Raw genomic sequence first — 17,068 nt, 5'->3', positions numbered from 1 at the left:
ATACTAAGGAGGTCACTATGTCTGATCTTGCTACAATCGTAGATTTTCTCACAACGATCCAAGATAATCCGCAATTTAAATCGGATACTCTCATTATTGCCGGCAATAGTTTGCCTTATTTAATTGTCTCAGCTGCTAAGTTTTGCGAAGAGGAGCTTACGATTCAACGTGTCGTTTTTGTAGGTGGTATCGGTCACGGAACCGCGCCCTTGATCGAAAATTGTAAAAAGATGTATCCGCAATTTGTTCGACCAGAGTGGAACCAACTTTCTGAGGCAGAAATCACTCAAGAAATTTTTTCACACTATTGCTCACGTGATCTCGAGTTATTATTAGAAAAGAACTCAACAAATACGGGAGAAAATGCTCGTTTTTCTTATGAGCTATTTGAGCGAGGTACCCCGAAAAACTTTTGGCTCGTACAAGACCCTATGGTACAAAAGCGTAGCCATATCACCTTTTGTAAGGAATGGGGATTACGATTGTCTGCGATTCAACCACTTTTCTTTGAACAACCAAAGCTGATAGACTTTGATAATCGTCCCCATTTTGAAAATCCACAAATGGACACATGGTGGAAGCCAGATTATTTCTTGTCTCTAGTCATTGGTGAAATTCGTCGTTTAAATGATGATGAACAGGGATACGGTCCGAATGGTACGAATTTTATCCCTCATGTTGATATACCTGAAACTGTTTTAGCAAGTTATCGAAGATGTCAAAAGTATTTAATTCACGTGGATAGAAAATAAGTTAGAGCGAGTCTCTACTTTCATTAGGAAGCAGAAACTCGTTCTAGCTTTTTTAGCGATTTTTTCTAAAAAATATTCTGCAATTCATGATTCTTTATTCTGAAAAACTCATTTCTTCAAAAAGTTTAGGTTTTCGAACAAAAAAAGAAGCCCTCACCTTGAGAACTTCTTTCAGTCTATTCAATTACTGTGCTTACAAATCCTGCAACTTTATCAAACAAATCTCCGAAGAAACTTGAGACACTCTGCCATAATCCGCCAAAATTGGGGTCAGCGATAAAATTCTGAACCTGCGAGATGACTTGATCTTTATACACATAAATGATAAATAGCAAAAACAATACGCCAGCGATGCGCCACAAAACTGATCCAACTTTTACAACAAAGAAAACCAATAATGCGATAAATGCAATAGCTATTAATTGATCCATCTCTGATCACTCCTTCTGTTCTATGTATACTTTAATATCCATCAATTTGCACGACAATTAACTTATAGGAACAGTATGCCTCTTTTTCCACCATTTTACATGGGTCGAAAGACCGATATCTGATCGGGAAGACCAGAAAAATCATTCTAAGAATTTTGTAAGCGTTAACTTAGTTGCTATATCAGTCTTAAAGGATAATTCGAAGAAAAAACACCCTTTATTTCTTTGTGTTTTAACAGAAACTTTCTCATAAACTCTAAGCGTATTTACGCTGTATTAAAAACAATTCTCGTTACTATAGAATCAAAATACAGTGTAGAAGGAGTCGTATTTGTGTCAACAATTACTGAACAAGCCTTAGAAGAATTAAGTCCCTTTGAATTAAGTCTCTTTTTGGAACAAAAGATTCATGAAAATAAAAATGTTACCAACCTACTAAATGCTGGACGAGGAAATCCTAACTGGACCGCTCCTACTCCGCGAGAAGCCTTCTTTTTACTTGGTCAATTTGCCACACAGGAAACACTATATGGTACTGGCGAATTAACAGCTGGAATGATTCAATCAGATACTGGACGTGGTCAGCGGTTTACTGACTTCTTGGAGTCTCATCCGGGAAAAGGTGCCAACTTCTTAAAAAAAATCTGGTTTTCTGACAACAATTATTTAGGAATGCCAAAAGAAGCCTGGTTAACAGATATGTTGGATCATATCATCGGCGATAACTACCCGAATCCAGTACGCTGTTTGAGTGCCTGCGAAGGACCGATAAAGGCCTATCTAAATCAAGAACTATTCTCTGATAGCACTATTCCCTTTGATATTTTCGCGGTGGAAGGCGGAACAGCGGGAATCTGTTATATTTTTGATACTTTATTTAATAATTTTTTATTGAATCATGGTGATAAGATCGCATTGATGTTACCGACTTTCGCACCTTATTTAGAAATTCCCGAATTGCCAAAATATGCGTTTGAGATTGTTAAAGTTCAAGCCAAACAAACGATGATTGATGGCAAAATGACGTATCAATACCCAGACGAAGAAATCAATAAACTGCGTGATTTCGATATCAAAGCAGTCTTTGTAGTAAATCCAAGCAACCCGACAGCAAATGCCCTAGCTCAACCGACCATTGATTTGCTAAAAGAAATTGTTGAAACAGATAATCCTGAATTAATGATTTTAACTGATGATGTATATGGTACATTCGTCCCTGTCTTCACTTCCCTGTTTTCGGAGATTCCATACAATACGGCCTGCATTTATTCTTATTCGAAATATTTTGGCGCAACAGGCTGGCGTGTAGGAACAATCGCCGTTGCTAAACATAATTTATTTGACGAACTGATTGCTAACTTACCACAAGAAAAGCTTGAAAAATTAAGTGAACGTTATGCTTCACTGACCGCTGATCCGACAACAATCACCTTTATTGATCGAATTGTAGCTGACAGCCGTGACGTTGCTTTAAATCATGCTGCTGGTTTATCCGCTCCTCAACAAGTGATGATGGTGATGTTCAGTTTGTACAGCTTATTAGACGAAGGTAAAGCTTATAAAGCCGAAGTAATGGATATTTGCCGCCAACGAGAAAAACTACTGTTTCATACTTTAGGTTTGCAAGAACCACTTGAAGATCTAGACACCGCTTATTACTGCGAGATCAATTACGAAGATTGGACCCGTAAGCGTTACGGTAATGCCTTTGCTGATTATCTAAAAAATAAGTGGACCGTCACAAAAGTTCTAACTTCTCTGGCTGAAAAAGAACAATTGATGTTACTGAAGGCTAACGCCTTTGGCAGCAGCGAGTGGGCGGTACGCGTTTCCTTAGCAAACCTAGCAACGAATCAATACCCCGAAGTTGGAAAACGAATCATCCGCTTGACCGATGAAATCCGTGACCAATGGATGAAAACAAAATAGACAAAAAGTTCAACACTCTTTTTAGAATGTTGAACTTTTTTGCTATTTATTGATCCGTCGATAGGTTTCATCAAAATATTTGCCATTACGGATATCATCCGGCATTCCTTCATAAGGCGTTTCGCTGATAACATCTTCGTTGTCTTCCCCTGCTTCACCAATATAAGTGATGTTCGCAAATTCTGGAACAACTAGCTTAGGATAGGTTTCATATTTTTCTCTAGCTTCAAGCATTTCATCAATGTGTTCATTTTGGAATGTAACAGTAATTTCTGGATGTTCCTCTACCCATTTTGGGAAGAAAATGGTGCCATGAAGTTTCTTTTCATTTGGAAGAAAATCTAGTGCAACGTCGGTTCCAGTTGGTTCTGTCCAAGTAATTTTATAAACACCTTCAGTTAAAAGATCCATTTGTACTTCTTGATCTTTCACCCAGCGTCCTGCGACCATTCCTCCATGAATCCGATAATCCACAGTATGATCATTTTTAGCGTACCATTCGTATTCCCAACCATTATCATACGTATAAATAAAGTGTGTACCGACAAAATCTTCCATTGTTTTAAATTGTTTCAATTTAATCCCTCCAAATAATTAATTAACAACATGTAATTATTTACATGTTTTAGATTACGTGATTATGATAAAATGATTTTATTCAATTGTCAAGGGAGATGTTTAACATCGCACAAAAAAATACATTACAATACATTATTCTAGGAATGCTGCAAGATGATAAAAAAACTGGATACGATATAAAAACGGCGTTTACTACAGAAATTGGCGAATTTTGGCAAGCGAAGCACAGTCAAATTTATCCTGAGTTATCGAAACTTACAAAAAAGGGCTGGATTGATTTTCAAACAGAGATTGTTGGGACGAAACTTGAAAAAAAAGTTTATTCTCTGACAAAAGCGGGAAGAATCGCCTTACATGAATGGATTAATGAACCCTTAACGGAATTACCAACCAATAAGGATGAGTTTGTTTTGAAATTATACTTTATAAGAAGTATTGATGATGAGCGCCTACCGGAAATGATTCAACAGCAAATCGACTTGCATCAAAAAAAATTGGAACATCTAGAAGACAGAAAAATAGCTGTTTTTCCTGATAAAAAGATTAAAGAAAACTATGGCCATTACCTTATCCTGATGCATGCGATTCATCGCGAGGAGGAATATTTAAGCTGGCTGGAAAGCTTGACAAAGAGAGCCTGAGTATTCAATCTCCAAATAAAAATTGGATGAGGAAAAACAAATCCAATTGGCTGTTTTCATAGGTACGACAAAAAGATATGCTATTAAAAAACAAATGGAGTATTACTATATGAAAAAAGTTGCAACAATCGCTGGTTCAGATGCGACCGGCGGCGGTGGATTAGAAGCTGATTTGAAAACTTTTCAAGAATTCGGAACGTTTGGTTTTGCCGCAATTACTTCGATTGTTAATTTAGATCCGAATAATGGCTCACACCATTTACAGATACTTCCTTTGGAAATGCTGCAAGAACAGCTTGTGTCGATCTTCGCAGGAACAATCGATACCTTAAAAACAGGACTGTTACCTTCTCAAGAAATGATCGAACTAGTTAGTACGCAGATTCCTAAAGATATCCCATTAATCGTTGATCCTGTGATTGGCGGCAAAGGAACGCAGGATTTCATTAAAAATGATCAGGTTCAAGCTTTACGAGAAAAATTAATCCCTCGCGCGGTGATTGTAACGCCGAATCTACGAGAAGCTGGTATTTTATCTGAACTGGGAGAGTTGACTTCTAAGAAACAAATGCAAGAGGCCGCTAAAAAGATCACTCTACTTGGTGTAAAGCACGTAGTAATCAAAGGTGGCGCACGGTTAGATACGAAGCAAACGCTTGATCTTCATTACGACGGGAAAAACTTCCACAGCTACCCGCATCCTGTGATTGATACTCCTTATAACCATGGGGCTGGATGTACATTCGCAGCTGCCATTACCGCAGCCGTCGCAAAAAATTATCCGGTGGAACAAGCTATCAAATTAGCGATTGATTTTGTTCAGGCAGCCATTTCAATGGGAGAACAAATCAACCCGTATGTTGGTCATGTCTGGCACGGTGCCTACACCCACGGAGAAAAACGATTGGAGTATTCAGATGAAAAGTAATAAACGAATTCAAAACCTGGTGTTGATTGCCTTATTTGCGGCACTTACCTTAATGGGGACGATGATCAAAATTCCTTTGCCTACCGGTGCTTTTCTACATTTTGGAAATGCGGTTGTTCTCTTAGCAGTGCTATTGATTGGTTATTGGCAAGGAGCCTTAGCTGGTGGAATTGGCTTTTTTATTTTTGACATCCTAAATGGCTTTGCTGCTGAAGCACCCTATTTTTTAGTCGAAAGCTTTGTTGTGGGTGCCGCAGCCTATCTCGCCTTCTCATTTTTCAAACGCAAGCCAACTCGGATTCGTCAAATCATCATTATCGGAATCTGTGCTGGCATTGCCAAGTTTATTATGTCTGTAATCAAAGCAACCGTTATGTCAATGATCGCTGGTGCTCAATTGAAACCCGCTTTCTTCGCAGCTTTAGCTACAATGCCCGCAACGGTAATCAATATTTTTTCAACAATTTTAATCGTCAGCCTGGTCTATTTTCCACTAAGACATGCAATGCAGGTGATTTTTCACAATCAACCTGTGTAAATTATGCTATAATAAACGTCCTTGGCAGGGGCGAAAGCTTATAAAAGAGAGACTAACAAATCAATTGATTTGTTAGTCTCTCTTTTACTCTTTCATCAATGGTACTTCAAAATAGTCTTTACTCATAATGTCACGATAAACCCCTGGAATGGATTTCCATGAAATGAATGAGATTCTTCTTACATAGGTTCCTTTGTGCTGCACCAACGCATAATTCTTGCCTTCTGGAGCCTGTCCACCTTGAAAATCCAGCAGCATCCCCTCTCCAAATGGATCATCTGCCACCCAAATATTCTTATATGGATCAGGATACTGTTCTTTCTTCCCATCTTCTTTGTATTTTTTTCCATTGTTATAAGTAACTGAAGTTGGCAGCGTTGCATAGCCGATCTTCATCTCCATAAACGGATTAAAGCGATCTACCCATTGATTTTTGTTCTGATATTGGGTAAAGAATATGATTCCTGAAAAAACGATTAGTAAAGTCGCGATCAATCCATACTTGTAAACCTTTTTTAATTTAACATCTTTATCGATCCTTTTCACAACCTCTTCATCTCCTTTCAGAAGCTCATCAAGCGACGTATCGAACAGCTCGCTTAAATCCACCAGAAGTGACAATTCAGGATAGGTCCTTCCTGTTTCCCAACTTGATATGGTCTTGTCAGAAACATTGAGTTTTTCTGCCAGTCCCTTTTGTGTCCAGTCCATTCTTTTTCGGTGTTCTTTGATTTGTTTTCCTATCTCCACTTCATGTCCTCCCTTTAATTTCATCTTAAATAAAATGGACGATTTTTCTACCTAAACTTTGTAGAATCCCTCTATATTAAGGTCTATGTTTTGTAGAATCGCTATTTCAATGAATCTAGCTGCTTTTTTGAATCGCAGAAAACCTGCCAAGTCGCTATCTGCCGCCCTTGCCCGACAACTACTTTCCAAGCAGCTGGAATTTCCCAATGCTTGTCCATTTTTCCTAAATAAGATCCACTTGCTTTGCCAATAATCATCGTAAAATCATCATTTCCAATCCATTCTTCAACTTCAACAAGATAATCAGGAAACCAATCAAAATACCCTTGCCAACCAGTCTTCATCGCTTCTTTATTTTCACAGTTGCCATACGTATCAATGAACTGGAAATCCTCTGACATCATTTGGATAATCATTGGTAAATTTTGCTGATTAATAGCTCTTACAAATTGTTTGATGATTTCATCATTCATTCTTTATTACTCCTAAAAGTTCGTTTCTTTAAGTATAACAAGAGAAAATCGTAGTACCCCAAATTTTAAATAATTAGAATACTTTATGAATGCAAATTTATTTTATTATTTTGTTTTAATGTGTTATACTTTTATTTGTAAGTGTGTTATTAAATGAAAGGAGGAAACTGAATGACTTTTTTTGAGCAAGAAAAACCATATCGTGTAACTTTTGATTTAGAACAAAATGTTTTTGTTGTTTACTCAACAATCACTGGTCAACAAGGAACTGGAATCACCATTGAACAAGCGATCTATGACCTAAAAAAATCTGCCTAAGGAGCGCGCATCTCAATGAATGAAGCCTATAATTAAAAGCCTCTGCTTAAAATTAGAAAGCAGAGGCTTTTTTGTATACTCAGCTTACATATTTGTTCGTTAAAGATAAGGTGAATCTATGTCTTCTTCTGTTTACTTCACGTTATACTGAGGTAACGAAAATTACGGAGGGAGAATACTCATGAAACAAATGTTATTTCCATTCTTCGCGATAAGTTATTTGCTGGCACATATTACCTTACATCTGTCTCTTTATCCAATCGACTGGTTGTCTGGTTTATTTAAATAGGTGGAGGGAAAAAATGCTTGAAATGATCATTCAATTCTTAAAAAATCTAGCAGATTTATTTTGTCAGGTCGTTGATGTGATTTCTGATATTGTTCTTTATTTGTTCTCTGCTCAACTATAATAAATTGAAGAGTCCTGAAAAAGGGCTCTTTTTTTCTTGACTATCTGCTTCTTTTATTAGATGATGGGGATTTGAGTAAGAAAGTAGGAGAAACATGAGTATCTTAGATTTAACAGGAATCGCGCAACAATTTGGCGATAAAATCCTGTACGAGGATTTAGAATTACATTTGAACAAAGGGGAACATCTAGGCCTGATCGGACAAAATGGCGCCGGAAAAAGTACCCTAATAAAAATTATCACTGGCGAACAATTACCGGATGAAGGTACGATTGCTTGGCAGAAGAATATCCATGTGGGCTATTTGGATCAATATGTCGAAGTCGATCCAACCTTATCTATCAAAGATTTTCTAAAAACTGCCTATGCCGCAGATTTTGTTAAAGAAGCGAAAATTGGCGAACTGTATATGGAATACAGTGAATCGATGGATGATAAATTGCTAGATAAGGCTGGAAAGCTGCAGACAGAATTAGATCAAGGTGATTTTTATCAGATTGATACGTTAATTGCTGAAATGAGCAGCGGTTTGGGATTAGATGTTTTGGGTATGGATACGCCATTGGAGGATTTAAGCGGTGGCCAGCGATCAAAATTAATTTTGGCAAAATTATTATTAGAAAAACCGGACGTGCTGATTTTGGATGAGCCAACGAATCACTTGGATGATGAACACGTAGCCTGGCTGAGTCAATTTTTGCAGGGTTTTTCCGGTACTTTCGTAGTCATTTCTCATGATCGCGATTTTTTGAACCAAATTACCACCCATATCGCTGATATCGAGTTTGGGAAATTGACCAAATATACTGGTAATTTAACGAAGGCCTTGAAACAAAAGGAACAATTCCAGGAAACATACATGAAGCAATATGCTGCTCAAAAACGTCAGATTGAGAAAACAGAAGTCTACATTCGTAAATACAAAGCAGGCTCACGTTCGACTATGGCGAAAAGTCGCCAAAAGCAGCTAGACAAAGTAGAACGCTTAACGCCGCCTTCTTCTAATGCAGTCGCTCACTTTGAGTTTCCGTATGCACCGATCGTTACAACATTAGCAATGGAAACAACGGATTTGGAAATTGGTTATCAACGACCGCTGCTGCCGCCAATCAATATCACGCTGCGTTATGGCGAAAAAGTCGCTATTCGTGGGTTCAACGGTATTGGTAAATCAACCTTGCTGAAGACCTTGATCGAGGCGATTCCTAAACTTGCAGGTGAATTTCACTTTCCTGCAAATACGAAAATTAATTATTTCGAGCAAGATCTGCAATGGGAAAATCCTTACCAGACTCCCCTACAGTATTTGAGTGAACATTTCCCTAAAGAAACTGTTAAGGAGTTGCGGAAACATCTCGCCAAAGCAGGTTTGCCGAATCAATTAGCTCAAGAACCACTTAGCACCTTAAGCGGTGGTGAACAAACCAAAGTCAAGCTTTGTCAAATGACGATGCAAAAGGGCAATTTGCTAATTCTCGATGAACCAACAAATCACATCGATCAAGCAACAAAAGACAGCTTGCGTGACAGCTTAGCTACTTTCGCAGGTACTGTCATCGTCGTTTCCCACGAAGAAAGCTTTTATCAAGACTGGACTGATCGGGTTATTGAGATTAGTCAATAAATTGAATAACAATAAAAAGTCACATGGTCATCTACTTTACATTAGAAAAGTAAATGACTTTGTGGCTTTTTAAGTATTTTCTACTTTACTAACTACTTCCTTTTATCTCTACTTCCATTGAAGTGTCTCTATTTCTGCAACGGTCAAACCAAAACTTTCGTAGTGTTCTAAAACGCGTTCGCGCAAATTGGGAGTCCGAGAACCCCTTCTTATTAAAATATCTACTCCAGCTGGTGTGATGAATGATTTTTCAAAACGAATTACTAATACATCCCCTTTGATCGTCACTACTTGCCAACGACTGCTCAGAATTCTCATTATTCCTATTCCACGCCAAACAAACTGGTCACCGACTAAACGATCAATTCCTTTAATTTGCTTGGTTTTGCCATTTACTTCATATTCTACCAAATCGAGTAACTCTACAGCGTTTTTCTCTGCTCTCTTGTAGGTAATTCGGGGATTTTTTCTTTTATCTGTTAACCACATTGGAAAATTTGTTCCTTTGATTTCCCATGTACTATCTAATTGTGTATGCCAATCTGCCATACGCTCACCTCTTTTTCTTCTGTTTAGTGTAAAATAAAACCAGATTATGCCAAATAAATATGCTTTTCAGAAATTTTAGGCATGCCGAATCTTTTTCTTTTCATTTCCTGATTTTGGGTGTATGATTGCATCGTAGAAAAGTTTAGAGAAAGGTGGGAGCGTCTTGAGTACGAATAAACATCCCATTTTAGAACATACAAACGGACTTTCTTTAGAGGAAGTCAACGGTACGATTAAAGTACCAAAAGGAAAAAGCTTTTGGCGGACACTACTCGCCTATTCAGGTCCGGGAGCATTAGTCGCTGTCGGATATATGGACCCAGGAAACTGGTCGACCTCCATCACCGGTGGACAAAATTTCCAATATTTATTAATGTCCGTCATCTTAATTTCCAGCTTAGTGGCTATGCTTTTACAATATATGGCAGCAAAGCTGGGGATCGTTACTCGAATGGATTTGGCACAAGCCATTCGGGCGAGGACAAGTAAATCGTTGGGGATCGTTCTTTGGATCTTGACTGAATTAGCCATTATGGCAACCGATATCGCGGAAGTTATCGGCGCCGCCATTGCTTTGTATTTATTGTTTAATATTCCATTGGTTATCGCTGTTTTTATTACTGTCTTCGATGTCTTTCTACTATTATTATTAACCAAAGTCGGATTCCGTAAAATCGAAGCCATCGTTGTTTGTTTGATTTTTGTGATTCTCTTTGTTTTTATTTACCAAGTTGCTTTGTCCGATCCTAATTGGGGGGACGTTTTAAAAGGATTTGTTCCAACTAGCGAAACATTTTCCAATGATAAGATGATCGGCGGACAAACACCACTAACTGGAGCATTAGGAATTATCGGAGCGACTGTGATGCCTCACAACCTTTACCTTCATTCAGCGGTTTCTCAAACTCGCGAAGTTGATCATGATGATGAAGAGGATGTCGCAAATGCCGTCCGCTTCACCACTTGGGATTCAAATATTCAATTATCATTAGCTTTCCTTGTTAATGCACTACTTTTGATTATGGGTGTTGCTGTGTTCAAAACGGGGACTGTCAAAGATCCATCCTTCTTTGGATTGTATGAAGCCTTATCGAACCCAGCCACGATGAGCAACGGAATCCTAATGAGTGTCGCAAAAACTGGTGCTTTATCAACCTTATTCGCTGTGGCGCTTCTAGCTTCTGGTCAAAACTCTACAATTACTGGTACTTTGACTGGGCAAGTAATTATGGAAGGGTTCGTTCATATGCGTATGCCGATCTGGTTGCGTCGTCTAGTCACTCGTTTGATTTCGGTTGTTCCAGTATTGATTTGCGTCCTGCTTACTCGCGGTGATACAGTCGTTGAAGAACATGAAGCATTGAATAATTTGATGAATAATTCGCAAGTTTTCTTGGCCTTTGCCCTACCATTTTCTATGCTGCCCTTGTTAATGATGACAAATAGCAGCGCGGAAATGGGGGAACGATTCAAAAATAAACGAATCATCCAACTGTTGGGTTGGATCTCAGTCATTGGCCTGACTTATTTGAACTTAATAGGTCTGCCTAGTCAAATCGAAGGCTTTTTTGGAGACAATCCTTCAGCTTGGGAAATCACAACAGCCGATAGTATCGCTTATGTTTTGATTGTTGCGGTTCTTGCTTTGTTAGTCTGGACAGTCGTTGAACTGCATAAAGGAAATAAACGTGTCGCACTCGCTGCGAAAGAACTAAATGAAGATTTATCTGAATAAATAAAGAAGCAGAAATCCGAGTGATTTCTGCTTCTTTATTTACTTGGGTACCAATTGATATCCGCTTTTTTTGCTTGTGAAAACAATTGGCGGTAACTCAATTGATACTCCTGTTGATCCTTAATAAAGTGCGTCCCGCATTGCCGAAACTCAAAAGCAACGCCTTGCGCAATCGCCTCTTTTCGCAGTTTCAAGATCCAATCATAATTTAATTGTCGGGCATTTTTATGGTATTCCCCACCTGCAACGACTAACTCGATATCCGTCAGATACTTAGCTATGGAAATTTCTTCAATCAGTGGCTGACAAGCGATATTTTTATGTTTGATTGGCAGCTCTTGTAACAACGACAATCGTTGATCTGCTCGGGCTTGATTTTCGACTGAAACACCAATCGTGACATTATCGTACCCATCGCCCCAATCCTCAGGCACACAATCCATTAAACGCTCGATCCGCTTAGTTAAGAACATAAAATGCAAATCAGTGCGTTCCTTGATCATTTGCCAACATTCCGCACGCCATGAATCGGCCTCTTCTATAAGAAAATCACTGGAAAAACAAACAAAGACGAGCTGTCCGCCTTTCATTTTATAGCCATTCTTTGTTTTTTTAATAGGCGCATCGAACTGAGCTGTCTTTTCAATCTTGCTTGTATCTACTGCTCGCTTTTTATCTCCCTCATGAATAAAGCAATATTTACAGCCCTCACTAACACGACGGCAGCCTCGCCACGGATTCCACATTCTCATTGATTCACCTACTTTTTTTCTTTTATCTTATCAAATTTACTAAGTATAACGCGAGCTATTTCGTTATCAAAGTAAAAACAGGACTCGCTTCACGAATGAATGAAGCGAGTCCTCCTTTAGTAAACCGAATGAATTTCTGATAAATACTCTTTGATGCTAGAAATTCCTCCCTCATTAAATCTTTTGATAAATTCAGAACCAATAATAACGCCATCCGCACCGTTTGCTAAAATACTGGCAATATCGGTTGGATTTTTAACTCCGAAACCAACAAACACTGGAAGCTGTGTATTAGCTTGCAAATAAGGAACTAAATCTACATAGTCTTCAGGAAGCTGTGCAAACTCACCAGTTTTTCCTTCTCCAGAAACCAAATAAATGAACTGAGAACTTTCAGCTAATTGACTATCTATCAAGTCCTTGTCCATATTTTTCGTAAAAGTATGAACAAGACCAGAAAAGTCACCTTTAGGAAGTATTTTATCAACACATAAAATAGCATCGTAAAGCATTTGAGAAAGTTGTCCTAATTTGAATTCTTCGACACCTTCGTTGTAAGTCATTAGAATCACTTTAAAGGAATAACGTTTGCGTATTTCGTGTAACGCTGATTCAATTTCCTTAATACTCATTGTTGAAAAAACTTTTTCTTGTGATTTTCTAACTGTTGATCCATCAACATATGGATCAGAAACTGGAATACCAATTTCAACGTACCCTATTTGGAATTCTTCGACAATATCTAAAATCTCAAAAAATCTTTCTCTTGTTGGATAGTTGATAGTCAAATACAGAACTAGATTTTTCATTAAACACCTCCAAGTAATTGTAAAATCCAACCTAAAATGGGACCGTATACGGTATAATCTGTTTCACTTAGGATTCGCATAATAGGAGCATAGCTTCCAACCATTGGAAGCAGTAATGCTTGACCAAAAATCAATAGAAAACCATTTGTCAATGATCCCAATATTGCTCCTCTACGCCCACCATGTGCATTACCGAAAATAGCAGTAGCGGCTCCAGTGAAGAAAGTCGGAATTAATGCTGGAAAAACAACAACTGGATAATTTAACGCACCAAGAATCAACATACCTGCCAAACCAGCAACTAAACTACATAGGAAACCGACGATCACTGAAGTAGGATAATTCGGAAATAGTAACGGGATATCCAAACCAGGTTTCGAATTAGGAATAATTTTGTTTGCAATTCCATGAAATGCTGGTATGATCTCTGACAGCATCATTCGAACACCGGTAATAATTACTGTGATCCACATTCCGAACTCAACACCTCGTAATAGTGAAAAGACGATAATATCCTGACCACCAGTAATATTCTCCATTGTCCAAGTAGGTGTCGCAAAAAGACTCACTAGTAAAAATAGAACAGTCATCACTAAAGTCAATGCGATCGTCATTTCTCTAAGAAAATTCAATTTCTTAGGAATCTCCATATTCTCAAGATCATGTTCTTTATTTCCAAAAACTTTTGCTAACAGTGTCGCTACCAATAATCCCGAGGAGCTGGAGTGCGCTAAAGTAAATCCTTCGCCTCCTTTAACTCCTTTTATACAAACCGCTACATAGGCACAACTAAGCGTCATATATAGCCCTAACATAACTGAACCCACCGTAACAATTCCTGTAAATGGCAGTGTTGTATTGAACTTTAGCAATGCAGCGATCAATCCTGCAAAGAAAAACGAAACATGCGCCGATAAATGAACATATTTAAAGCGGGTAAAACGTGCTAACAACAAATTAATTAAAAAACCAAAAGCAAAAATCAACGCCATTTCTGTTCCAATATCTGCAAAGCTTTCAGCCTGAGCAGCTCCAATATCTGAAGAAAATGCCTTCATATCAAATATTTTAGAGATCATTTGTTGAAGCGGCAATAAAGCTCCACCTAATGTTTGACCACCAACATTGATCATGGTAAAACCAATCATTGTTTTAAGTGTACTAGGCAAAATTTGATCCCAGCTTTTCTTTTGAGCAACCATCCCAACAACGACTACCATTCCAATAATAAATACTGCCTGACTCAGTACATTATTTACAATATATAAAAAGACTGACATGTTTTTGCCCCCTATTCATTGATCGTCCTTAATAGCTGTTCTTTCAAATATTCTTTATCCATCATGTTGTCAATCCGAATGATATTAGCTGATGAATCACGCAGTGTGTCGGCAAAATCTGATGTCGTGATTAAAATGTCAAAACTATTTGGATCAACAGAACCAATATCCGCCGCATCAACAGTTGCTTCAATGTGCTCATCATCCAAAATTTGTTGCGTGAATAATCGCATCATCATGCTGCTACCAACCCCTGCACCACAAACCGTTACAATTTTTAACATGATTCATTTCCTCCTTTTACCATTGCTAATATTTCCGAAGCATTTGTTGCATTCAAAAAACTATCCACATTTTGTTTATGAGAGAGGATTTCTACTAATTCGGCTAATGCCTTTAAATGTGTTTGATGATCCACCGCACATAATCCGATCACAATGTTTACCGGATCATTCTTAGGATGACCGAATACAACTGGTTCTTCTAAGGTAACAATGCTGAATCCAATAGCCAAAGCACCTTCTTCAGGTCGTGCATGTGGCATAGCGATTCCAGGTGCAATCACAATATAAGTGCCATTAATCTCAACATTCCTAATCATCCCCTCAATATAATTCGCTGAAGCTAGACCTTTTTTTACTAATAGTTCCCCACTACGTTTAACGGCTTCATCACGATTTTCAGCATGATAGTGAAGATCAATTAATTCTTCTGATAATATTTCCTTAAGCATAGGCTGATACTCCCTTTTTAAATTTTCACTCGATCTAATATTCAAATACTCTTTAAATTCTTCTGTTAAGCTGTGAATTTGCTGCGCAGATAACTTCACATACTTATTTACCATTCGCAACAAATCATCTACATTAATTTCATGAAAAACTGGTTTAATGAATTCACTAATAATTTGAATGTCTTCTTCTGATAAATAAGGATTTACTTGAACAAACGGTACTCGCTTTAAATCTAAGGGTATTGTAGTAATTACTAAATCTACTTTATGCTCTGCTATCCAACGAATTCCTTCTCTAGCTCCAAAGGTTCCGATAACATCTACACTAAAAATACTTTTTATTTTACTTTTTAAAATTTCAGAAGTGCTAATTCCTGCATTGCATATAATAACAATTTTTGCTTTATGGGGAACATAAAACTTACTTCGTTCAACTGAAGCCGCAAAGAAAAGTGTAAAAAAACTTGTTTCATGATCAGTAAATTCAATCTCAAGTATTCTTTCAATCACCGAAATTTGTTTCTGAACAATCAAATGTAACTCATGATAATGCTCTAAAACATGCTCATACATAGGATTTTCCAACGTCTCATTCGCTAAGGTTCGTTTATATGCTGGCCGTAAATGATTGATTAATCCTTCATATAGCTTTTTGTCCCCTTTAAAATCCAATTCTGGAAGTTGTATATTCACCGCTGAAATAAATCTTTCAATAACTAAATTAAAAGTTACCCATTTATCTGAAAGTAATTCTTGGTATTTAGTAATAGAAGCCTCAGATATTTTATTTGCCAAGTATAATTGTTCCGACGAGTTAATTGACTGCCTGAATAAATCAGTCAATTCTCTATGCTGCTCATGTAGAGCTTTTTCCTCTTTGCTCAAAATATCCTTTTTATTTGAAGCAGCGAGTGTCTTTCCTAGTGCGCTCCTTTTTTTAGTGATCCAAAAGTGCAATATTATCTTTTGGAAGGATTCATCACTCAATTGAATCCCCAACTGTCCACAGATTTTTTCAATGAATGACTCAATTTCTGCTAATAACGGCTGTTCCATTTCATAATGCTCCGTCTCAAATAATAACGGGTCCTGTTCAAGTGTAGCGGCTAATAAATTACGAATCTCTATTTCATCCCCGATCACTCTATAACCGCGAAATGGTAAAGATTCTAGCGTAATTCTATTTTTCTGTAGAATTTTACGTACTTCTTGCAGGTCACTCAATAATGTATTTTTTGAAACAAGCGTTTTTCTTAATAGCTCTTCTGAACTGAAATAATCAGGTAACAATAAAATTGTCTCTAATAGACGAATTCTTCTGATGCTTTTGTCACCACTAATAAAATCACTATTTTTGAGCAATAGTTTTTCAATATCTACAGGATTATCAACGCTATAATAGACACGCCCCTTTTCAATAGCGATTATCTCTTTAGATGACGCTTTGAGTGTTTCATTCAGTTTTTTTATATCGTTATAAATTGTTCGGGTACTCACTTGAAATCTTTTGGCCAAAAAGGGGATTTCAAAAGTTTTTCCTTGTTTTGCCAGCAAAGAATATAAATTTGATAATCGATTATCCATAAGTATTCCTCCTAAATTTAGTATAAGGTATCACAAGCATCATGAAAAAGAACAGTTCACTTCAGAATTTTTGAAGCAAACTGTTCTGGAGTGAACTAAAAAATGCTTTTGGCTCTCTCTGCTTTTAATCATTTCCCAAATTTCAAGTGCAAGTTAGCCACTTATTGAAATTCATGTGTTATTCAATTTTATTCTCTATTTAGCAGCCAACGATAACTTTGATAATTCTGCTAATAAACACTCGCGTGGAGTG

18 protein-coding genes are annotated in these 17,068 nt (G+C 37.5%); 8 read left to right on the top strand and 10 right to left on the bottom strand.

The features are described from left to right. Positions 1-17 precede the first annotated feature (17 nt). Positions 18-752, top strand: coding sequence for an ElyC/SanA/YdcF family protein (locus tag KQI58_RS03145; RefSeq protein WP_216406411.1), 735 nt, complete (start codon positions 18-20; stop codon positions 750-752). Between the two features lie 176 nt (positions 753-928). Here the strand turns inward: KQI58_RS03145 and KQI58_RS03140 are convergent, their stop codons facing one another. After that, positions 929-1,183 carry a hypothetical protein gene (locus KQI58_RS03140; RefSeq protein WP_216406409.1) on the bottom strand — a complete coding sequence of 85 codons (255 nt, stop codon included), beginning with the start codon at positions 1,181-1,183 and terminating at the stop codon, positions 929-931. A gap of 333 nt (positions 1,184-1,516) precedes the next feature. Between KQI58_RS03140 and aspD the strand changes: the two genes are divergently transcribed. Then, positions 1,517-3,112 carry an aspartate 4-decarboxylase gene (gene aspD, locus KQI58_RS03135; protein ID WP_216406407.1) on the top strand — a complete coding sequence of 532 codons (1,596 nt, stop codon included), beginning with the start codon at positions 1,517-1,519 and terminating at the stop codon, positions 3,110-3,112. Between the two features lie 42 nt (positions 3,113-3,154). Here aspD and KQI58_RS03130 read toward each other — a convergent pair whose 3' ends face one another. After that, complete coding sequence (locus tag KQI58_RS03130; RefSeq protein ID WP_301282186.1) at positions 3,155-3,688, bottom strand: phenolic acid decarboxylase; 534 nt, start codon at positions 3,686-3,688, stop codon at positions 3,155-3,157. Between the two features lie 107 nt (positions 3,689-3,795). Here KQI58_RS03130 and KQI58_RS03125 point away from each other — a divergent pair, with 107 nt between their 5' ends. From KQI58_RS03125 to KQI58_RS03115, 3 genes are all read left to right on the top strand, one after another. Further along, positions 3,796-4,332: a PadR family transcriptional regulator gene (locus tag KQI58_RS03125; RefSeq protein ID WP_216406691.1), complete on the top strand. Its 537-nt coding sequence runs from the start codon at positions 3,796-3,798 to the stop codon at positions 4,330-4,332. Between the two features lie 109 nt (positions 4,333-4,441). Further along, positions 4,442-5,260, top strand: a complete 819-nt coding sequence (gene thiD, locus KQI58_RS03120) for a bifunctional hydroxymethylpyrimidine kinase/phosphomethylpyrimidine kinase (RefSeq protein WP_216406405.1) — start codon at positions 4,442-4,444, stop codon at positions 5,258-5,260. Further along, positions 5,250-5,798: an ECF transporter S component gene (locus tag KQI58_RS03115; protein ID WP_216406403.1), complete on the top strand. Its 549-nt coding sequence runs from the start codon at positions 5,250-5,252 to the stop codon at positions 5,796-5,798. Before thiD ends, KQI58_RS03115 begins: the two co-directional genes overlap by 11 nt. An 84-nt stretch (positions 5,799-5,882) precedes the next feature. On the opposite strand, the gene KQI58_RS03110 is transcribed toward KQI58_RS03115, so the two are convergent. Together KQI58_RS03110 and KQI58_RS03105 are read right to left on the bottom strand one after the other, a co-directional pair. Next, complete coding sequence (locus tag KQI58_RS03110) at positions 5,883-6,548, bottom strand: helix-turn-helix domain-containing protein (RefSeq protein WP_216406402.1); 666 nt, start codon at positions 6,546-6,548, stop codon at positions 5,883-5,885. A gap of 101 nt (positions 6,549-6,649) precedes the next feature. Next, positions 6,650-7,021 (bottom strand): nuclear transport factor 2 family protein, encoded by a 372-nt coding sequence (locus tag KQI58_RS03105; protein ID WP_253295753.1) that lies wholly within the window; start codon positions 7,019-7,021, stop codon positions 6,650-6,652. 171 nt (positions 7,022-7,192) lie between these two features. On the opposite strand from KQI58_RS03105, the gene KQI58_RS03100 reads away from it, so the two are divergent. Together KQI58_RS03100 and KQI58_RS03095 are read left to right on the top strand one after the other, a co-directional pair. Further along, complete coding sequence (locus KQI58_RS03100) at positions 7,193-7,339, top strand: hypothetical protein (RefSeq protein ID WP_216406400.1); 147 nt, start codon at positions 7,193-7,195, stop codon at positions 7,337-7,339. 504 nt (positions 7,340-7,843) lie between these two features. Continuing rightward, entirely contained in the window at positions 7,844-9,373 is a 1,530-nt protein-coding gene (locus KQI58_RS03095) for an ABC-F family ATP-binding cassette domain-containing protein (protein ID WP_216406398.1), read from the top strand. 108 nt (positions 9,374-9,481) lie between these two features. Here the strand turns inward: KQI58_RS03095 and KQI58_RS03090 are convergent, their stop codons facing one another. Beyond that, positions 9,482-9,922 (bottom strand): hypothetical protein, encoded by a 441-nt coding sequence (locus KQI58_RS03090; RefSeq protein ID WP_216406396.1) that lies wholly within the window; start codon positions 9,920-9,922, stop codon positions 9,482-9,484. A 163-nt stretch (positions 9,923-10,085) separates the two neighbouring features. On the opposite strand from KQI58_RS03090, the gene KQI58_RS03085 reads away from it, so the two are divergent. After that, positions 10,086-11,657: an Nramp family divalent metal transporter gene (locus KQI58_RS03085; RefSeq protein ID WP_216406394.1), complete on the top strand. Its 1,572-nt coding sequence runs from the start codon at positions 10,086-10,088 to the stop codon at positions 11,655-11,657. A 35-nt stretch (positions 11,658-11,692) separates the two neighbouring features. Here KQI58_RS03085 and KQI58_RS03080 read toward each other — a convergent pair whose 3' ends face one another. From KQI58_RS03080 to KQI58_RS03060, 5 genes are all read right to left on the bottom strand, one after another. Beyond that, positions 11,693-12,409 (bottom strand): DUF5131 family protein, encoded by a 717-nt coding sequence (locus KQI58_RS03080; RefSeq protein WP_216406392.1) that lies wholly within the window; start codon positions 12,407-12,409, stop codon positions 11,693-11,695. 116 nt (positions 12,410-12,525) lie between these two features. Further along, positions 12,526-13,218 carry a tryptophan synthase subunit alpha gene (locus KQI58_RS03075; protein WP_216406391.1) on the bottom strand — a complete coding sequence of 231 codons (693 nt, stop codon included), beginning with the start codon at positions 13,216-13,218 and terminating at the stop codon, positions 12,526-12,528. Continuing rightward, positions 13,218-14,498 carry a PTS ascorbate transporter subunit IIC gene (locus tag KQI58_RS03070; RefSeq protein WP_216406389.1) on the bottom strand — a complete coding sequence of 427 codons (1,281 nt, stop codon included), beginning with the start codon at positions 14,496-14,498 and terminating at the stop codon, positions 13,218-13,220. The genes KQI58_RS03075 and KQI58_RS03070 overlap by 1 nt, the downstream gene beginning before the upstream one ends. A gap of 11 nt (positions 14,499-14,509) precedes the next feature. Further along, complete coding sequence (locus KQI58_RS03065; protein WP_216406387.1) at positions 14,510-14,782, bottom strand: PTS sugar transporter subunit IIB; 273 nt, start codon at positions 14,780-14,782, stop codon at positions 14,510-14,512. Beyond that, complete coding sequence (locus KQI58_RS03060; protein WP_216406385.1) at positions 14,776-16,815, bottom strand: BglG family transcription antiterminator; 2,040 nt, start codon at positions 16,813-16,815, stop codon at positions 14,776-14,778. The genes KQI58_RS03065 and KQI58_RS03060 overlap by 7 nt, the downstream gene beginning before the upstream one ends. Between the last annotated feature and the right edge of the window lie 253 nt (positions 16,816-17,068).

Source organism: Enterococcus raffinosus (assembly GCF_018917525.1).
Taxonomy (GTDB): domain Bacteria; phylum Bacillota; class Bacilli; order Lactobacillales; family Enterococcaceae; genus Enterococcus_A; species Enterococcus_A raffinosus_A.
This window is presented reverse-complemented; position numbering and strand designations above follow the sequence as displayed.

Excerpts from the sequence above, each read along its gene's own strand:
- KQI58_RS03090 (WP_216406396.1), bottom strand. The coding sequence starts at position 9,922 with ATGGCAGATTGGCATACACAATTAGATAGTACATGGGAAATCAAAGGA.
- KQI58_RS03115 (WP_216406403.1), top strand. The coding sequence starts at position 5,250 with ATGAAAAGTAATAAACGAATTCAAAACCTGGTGTTGATTGCCTTATTT.
- KQI58_RS03095 (WP_216406398.1), top strand. The coding sequence starts at position 7,844 with ATGAGTATCTTAGATTTAACAGGAATCGCGCAACAATTTGGCGATAAA.
- KQI58_RS03070 (WP_216406389.1), bottom strand. The coding sequence starts at position 14,498 with ATGTCAGTCTTTTTATATATTGTAAATAATGTACTGAGTCAGGCAGTA.
- KQI58_RS03105 (WP_253295753.1), bottom strand. The coding sequence starts at position 7,021 with ATGAATGATGAAATCATCAAACAATTTGTAAGAGCTATTAATCAGCAA.
- KQI58_RS03060 (WP_216406385.1), bottom strand. The coding sequence starts at position 16,815 with ATGGATAATCGATTATCAAATTTATATTCTTTGCTGGCAAAACAAGGA.
- KQI58_RS03080 (WP_216406392.1), bottom strand. The coding sequence starts at position 12,409 with ATGAGAATGTGGAATCCGTGGCGAGGCTGCCGTCGTGTTAGTGAGGGC.
- KQI58_RS03075 (WP_216406391.1), bottom strand. The coding sequence starts at position 13,218 with ATGAAAAATCTAGTTCTGTATTTGACTATCAACTATCCAACAAGAGAA.
- KQI58_RS03100 (WP_216406400.1), top strand. The coding sequence starts at position 7,193 with ATGACTTTTTTTGAGCAAGAAAAACCATATCGTGTAACTTTTGATTTA.
- KQI58_RS03145 (WP_216406411.1), top strand. The coding sequence starts at position 18 with ATGTCTGATCTTGCTACAATCGTAGATTTTCTCACAACGATCCAAGAT.
- KQI58_RS03065 (WP_216406387.1), bottom strand. The coding sequence starts at position 14,782 with ATGTTAAAAATTGTAACGGTTTGTGGTGCAGGGGTTGGTAGCAGCATG.
- thiD (WP_216406405.1), top strand. The coding sequence starts at position 4,442 with ATGAAAAAAGTTGCAACAATCGCTGGTTCAGATGCGACCGGCGGCGGT.
- KQI58_RS03140 (WP_216406409.1), bottom strand. The coding sequence starts at position 1,183 with ATGGATCAATTAATAGCTATTGCATTTATCGCATTATTGGTTTTCTTT.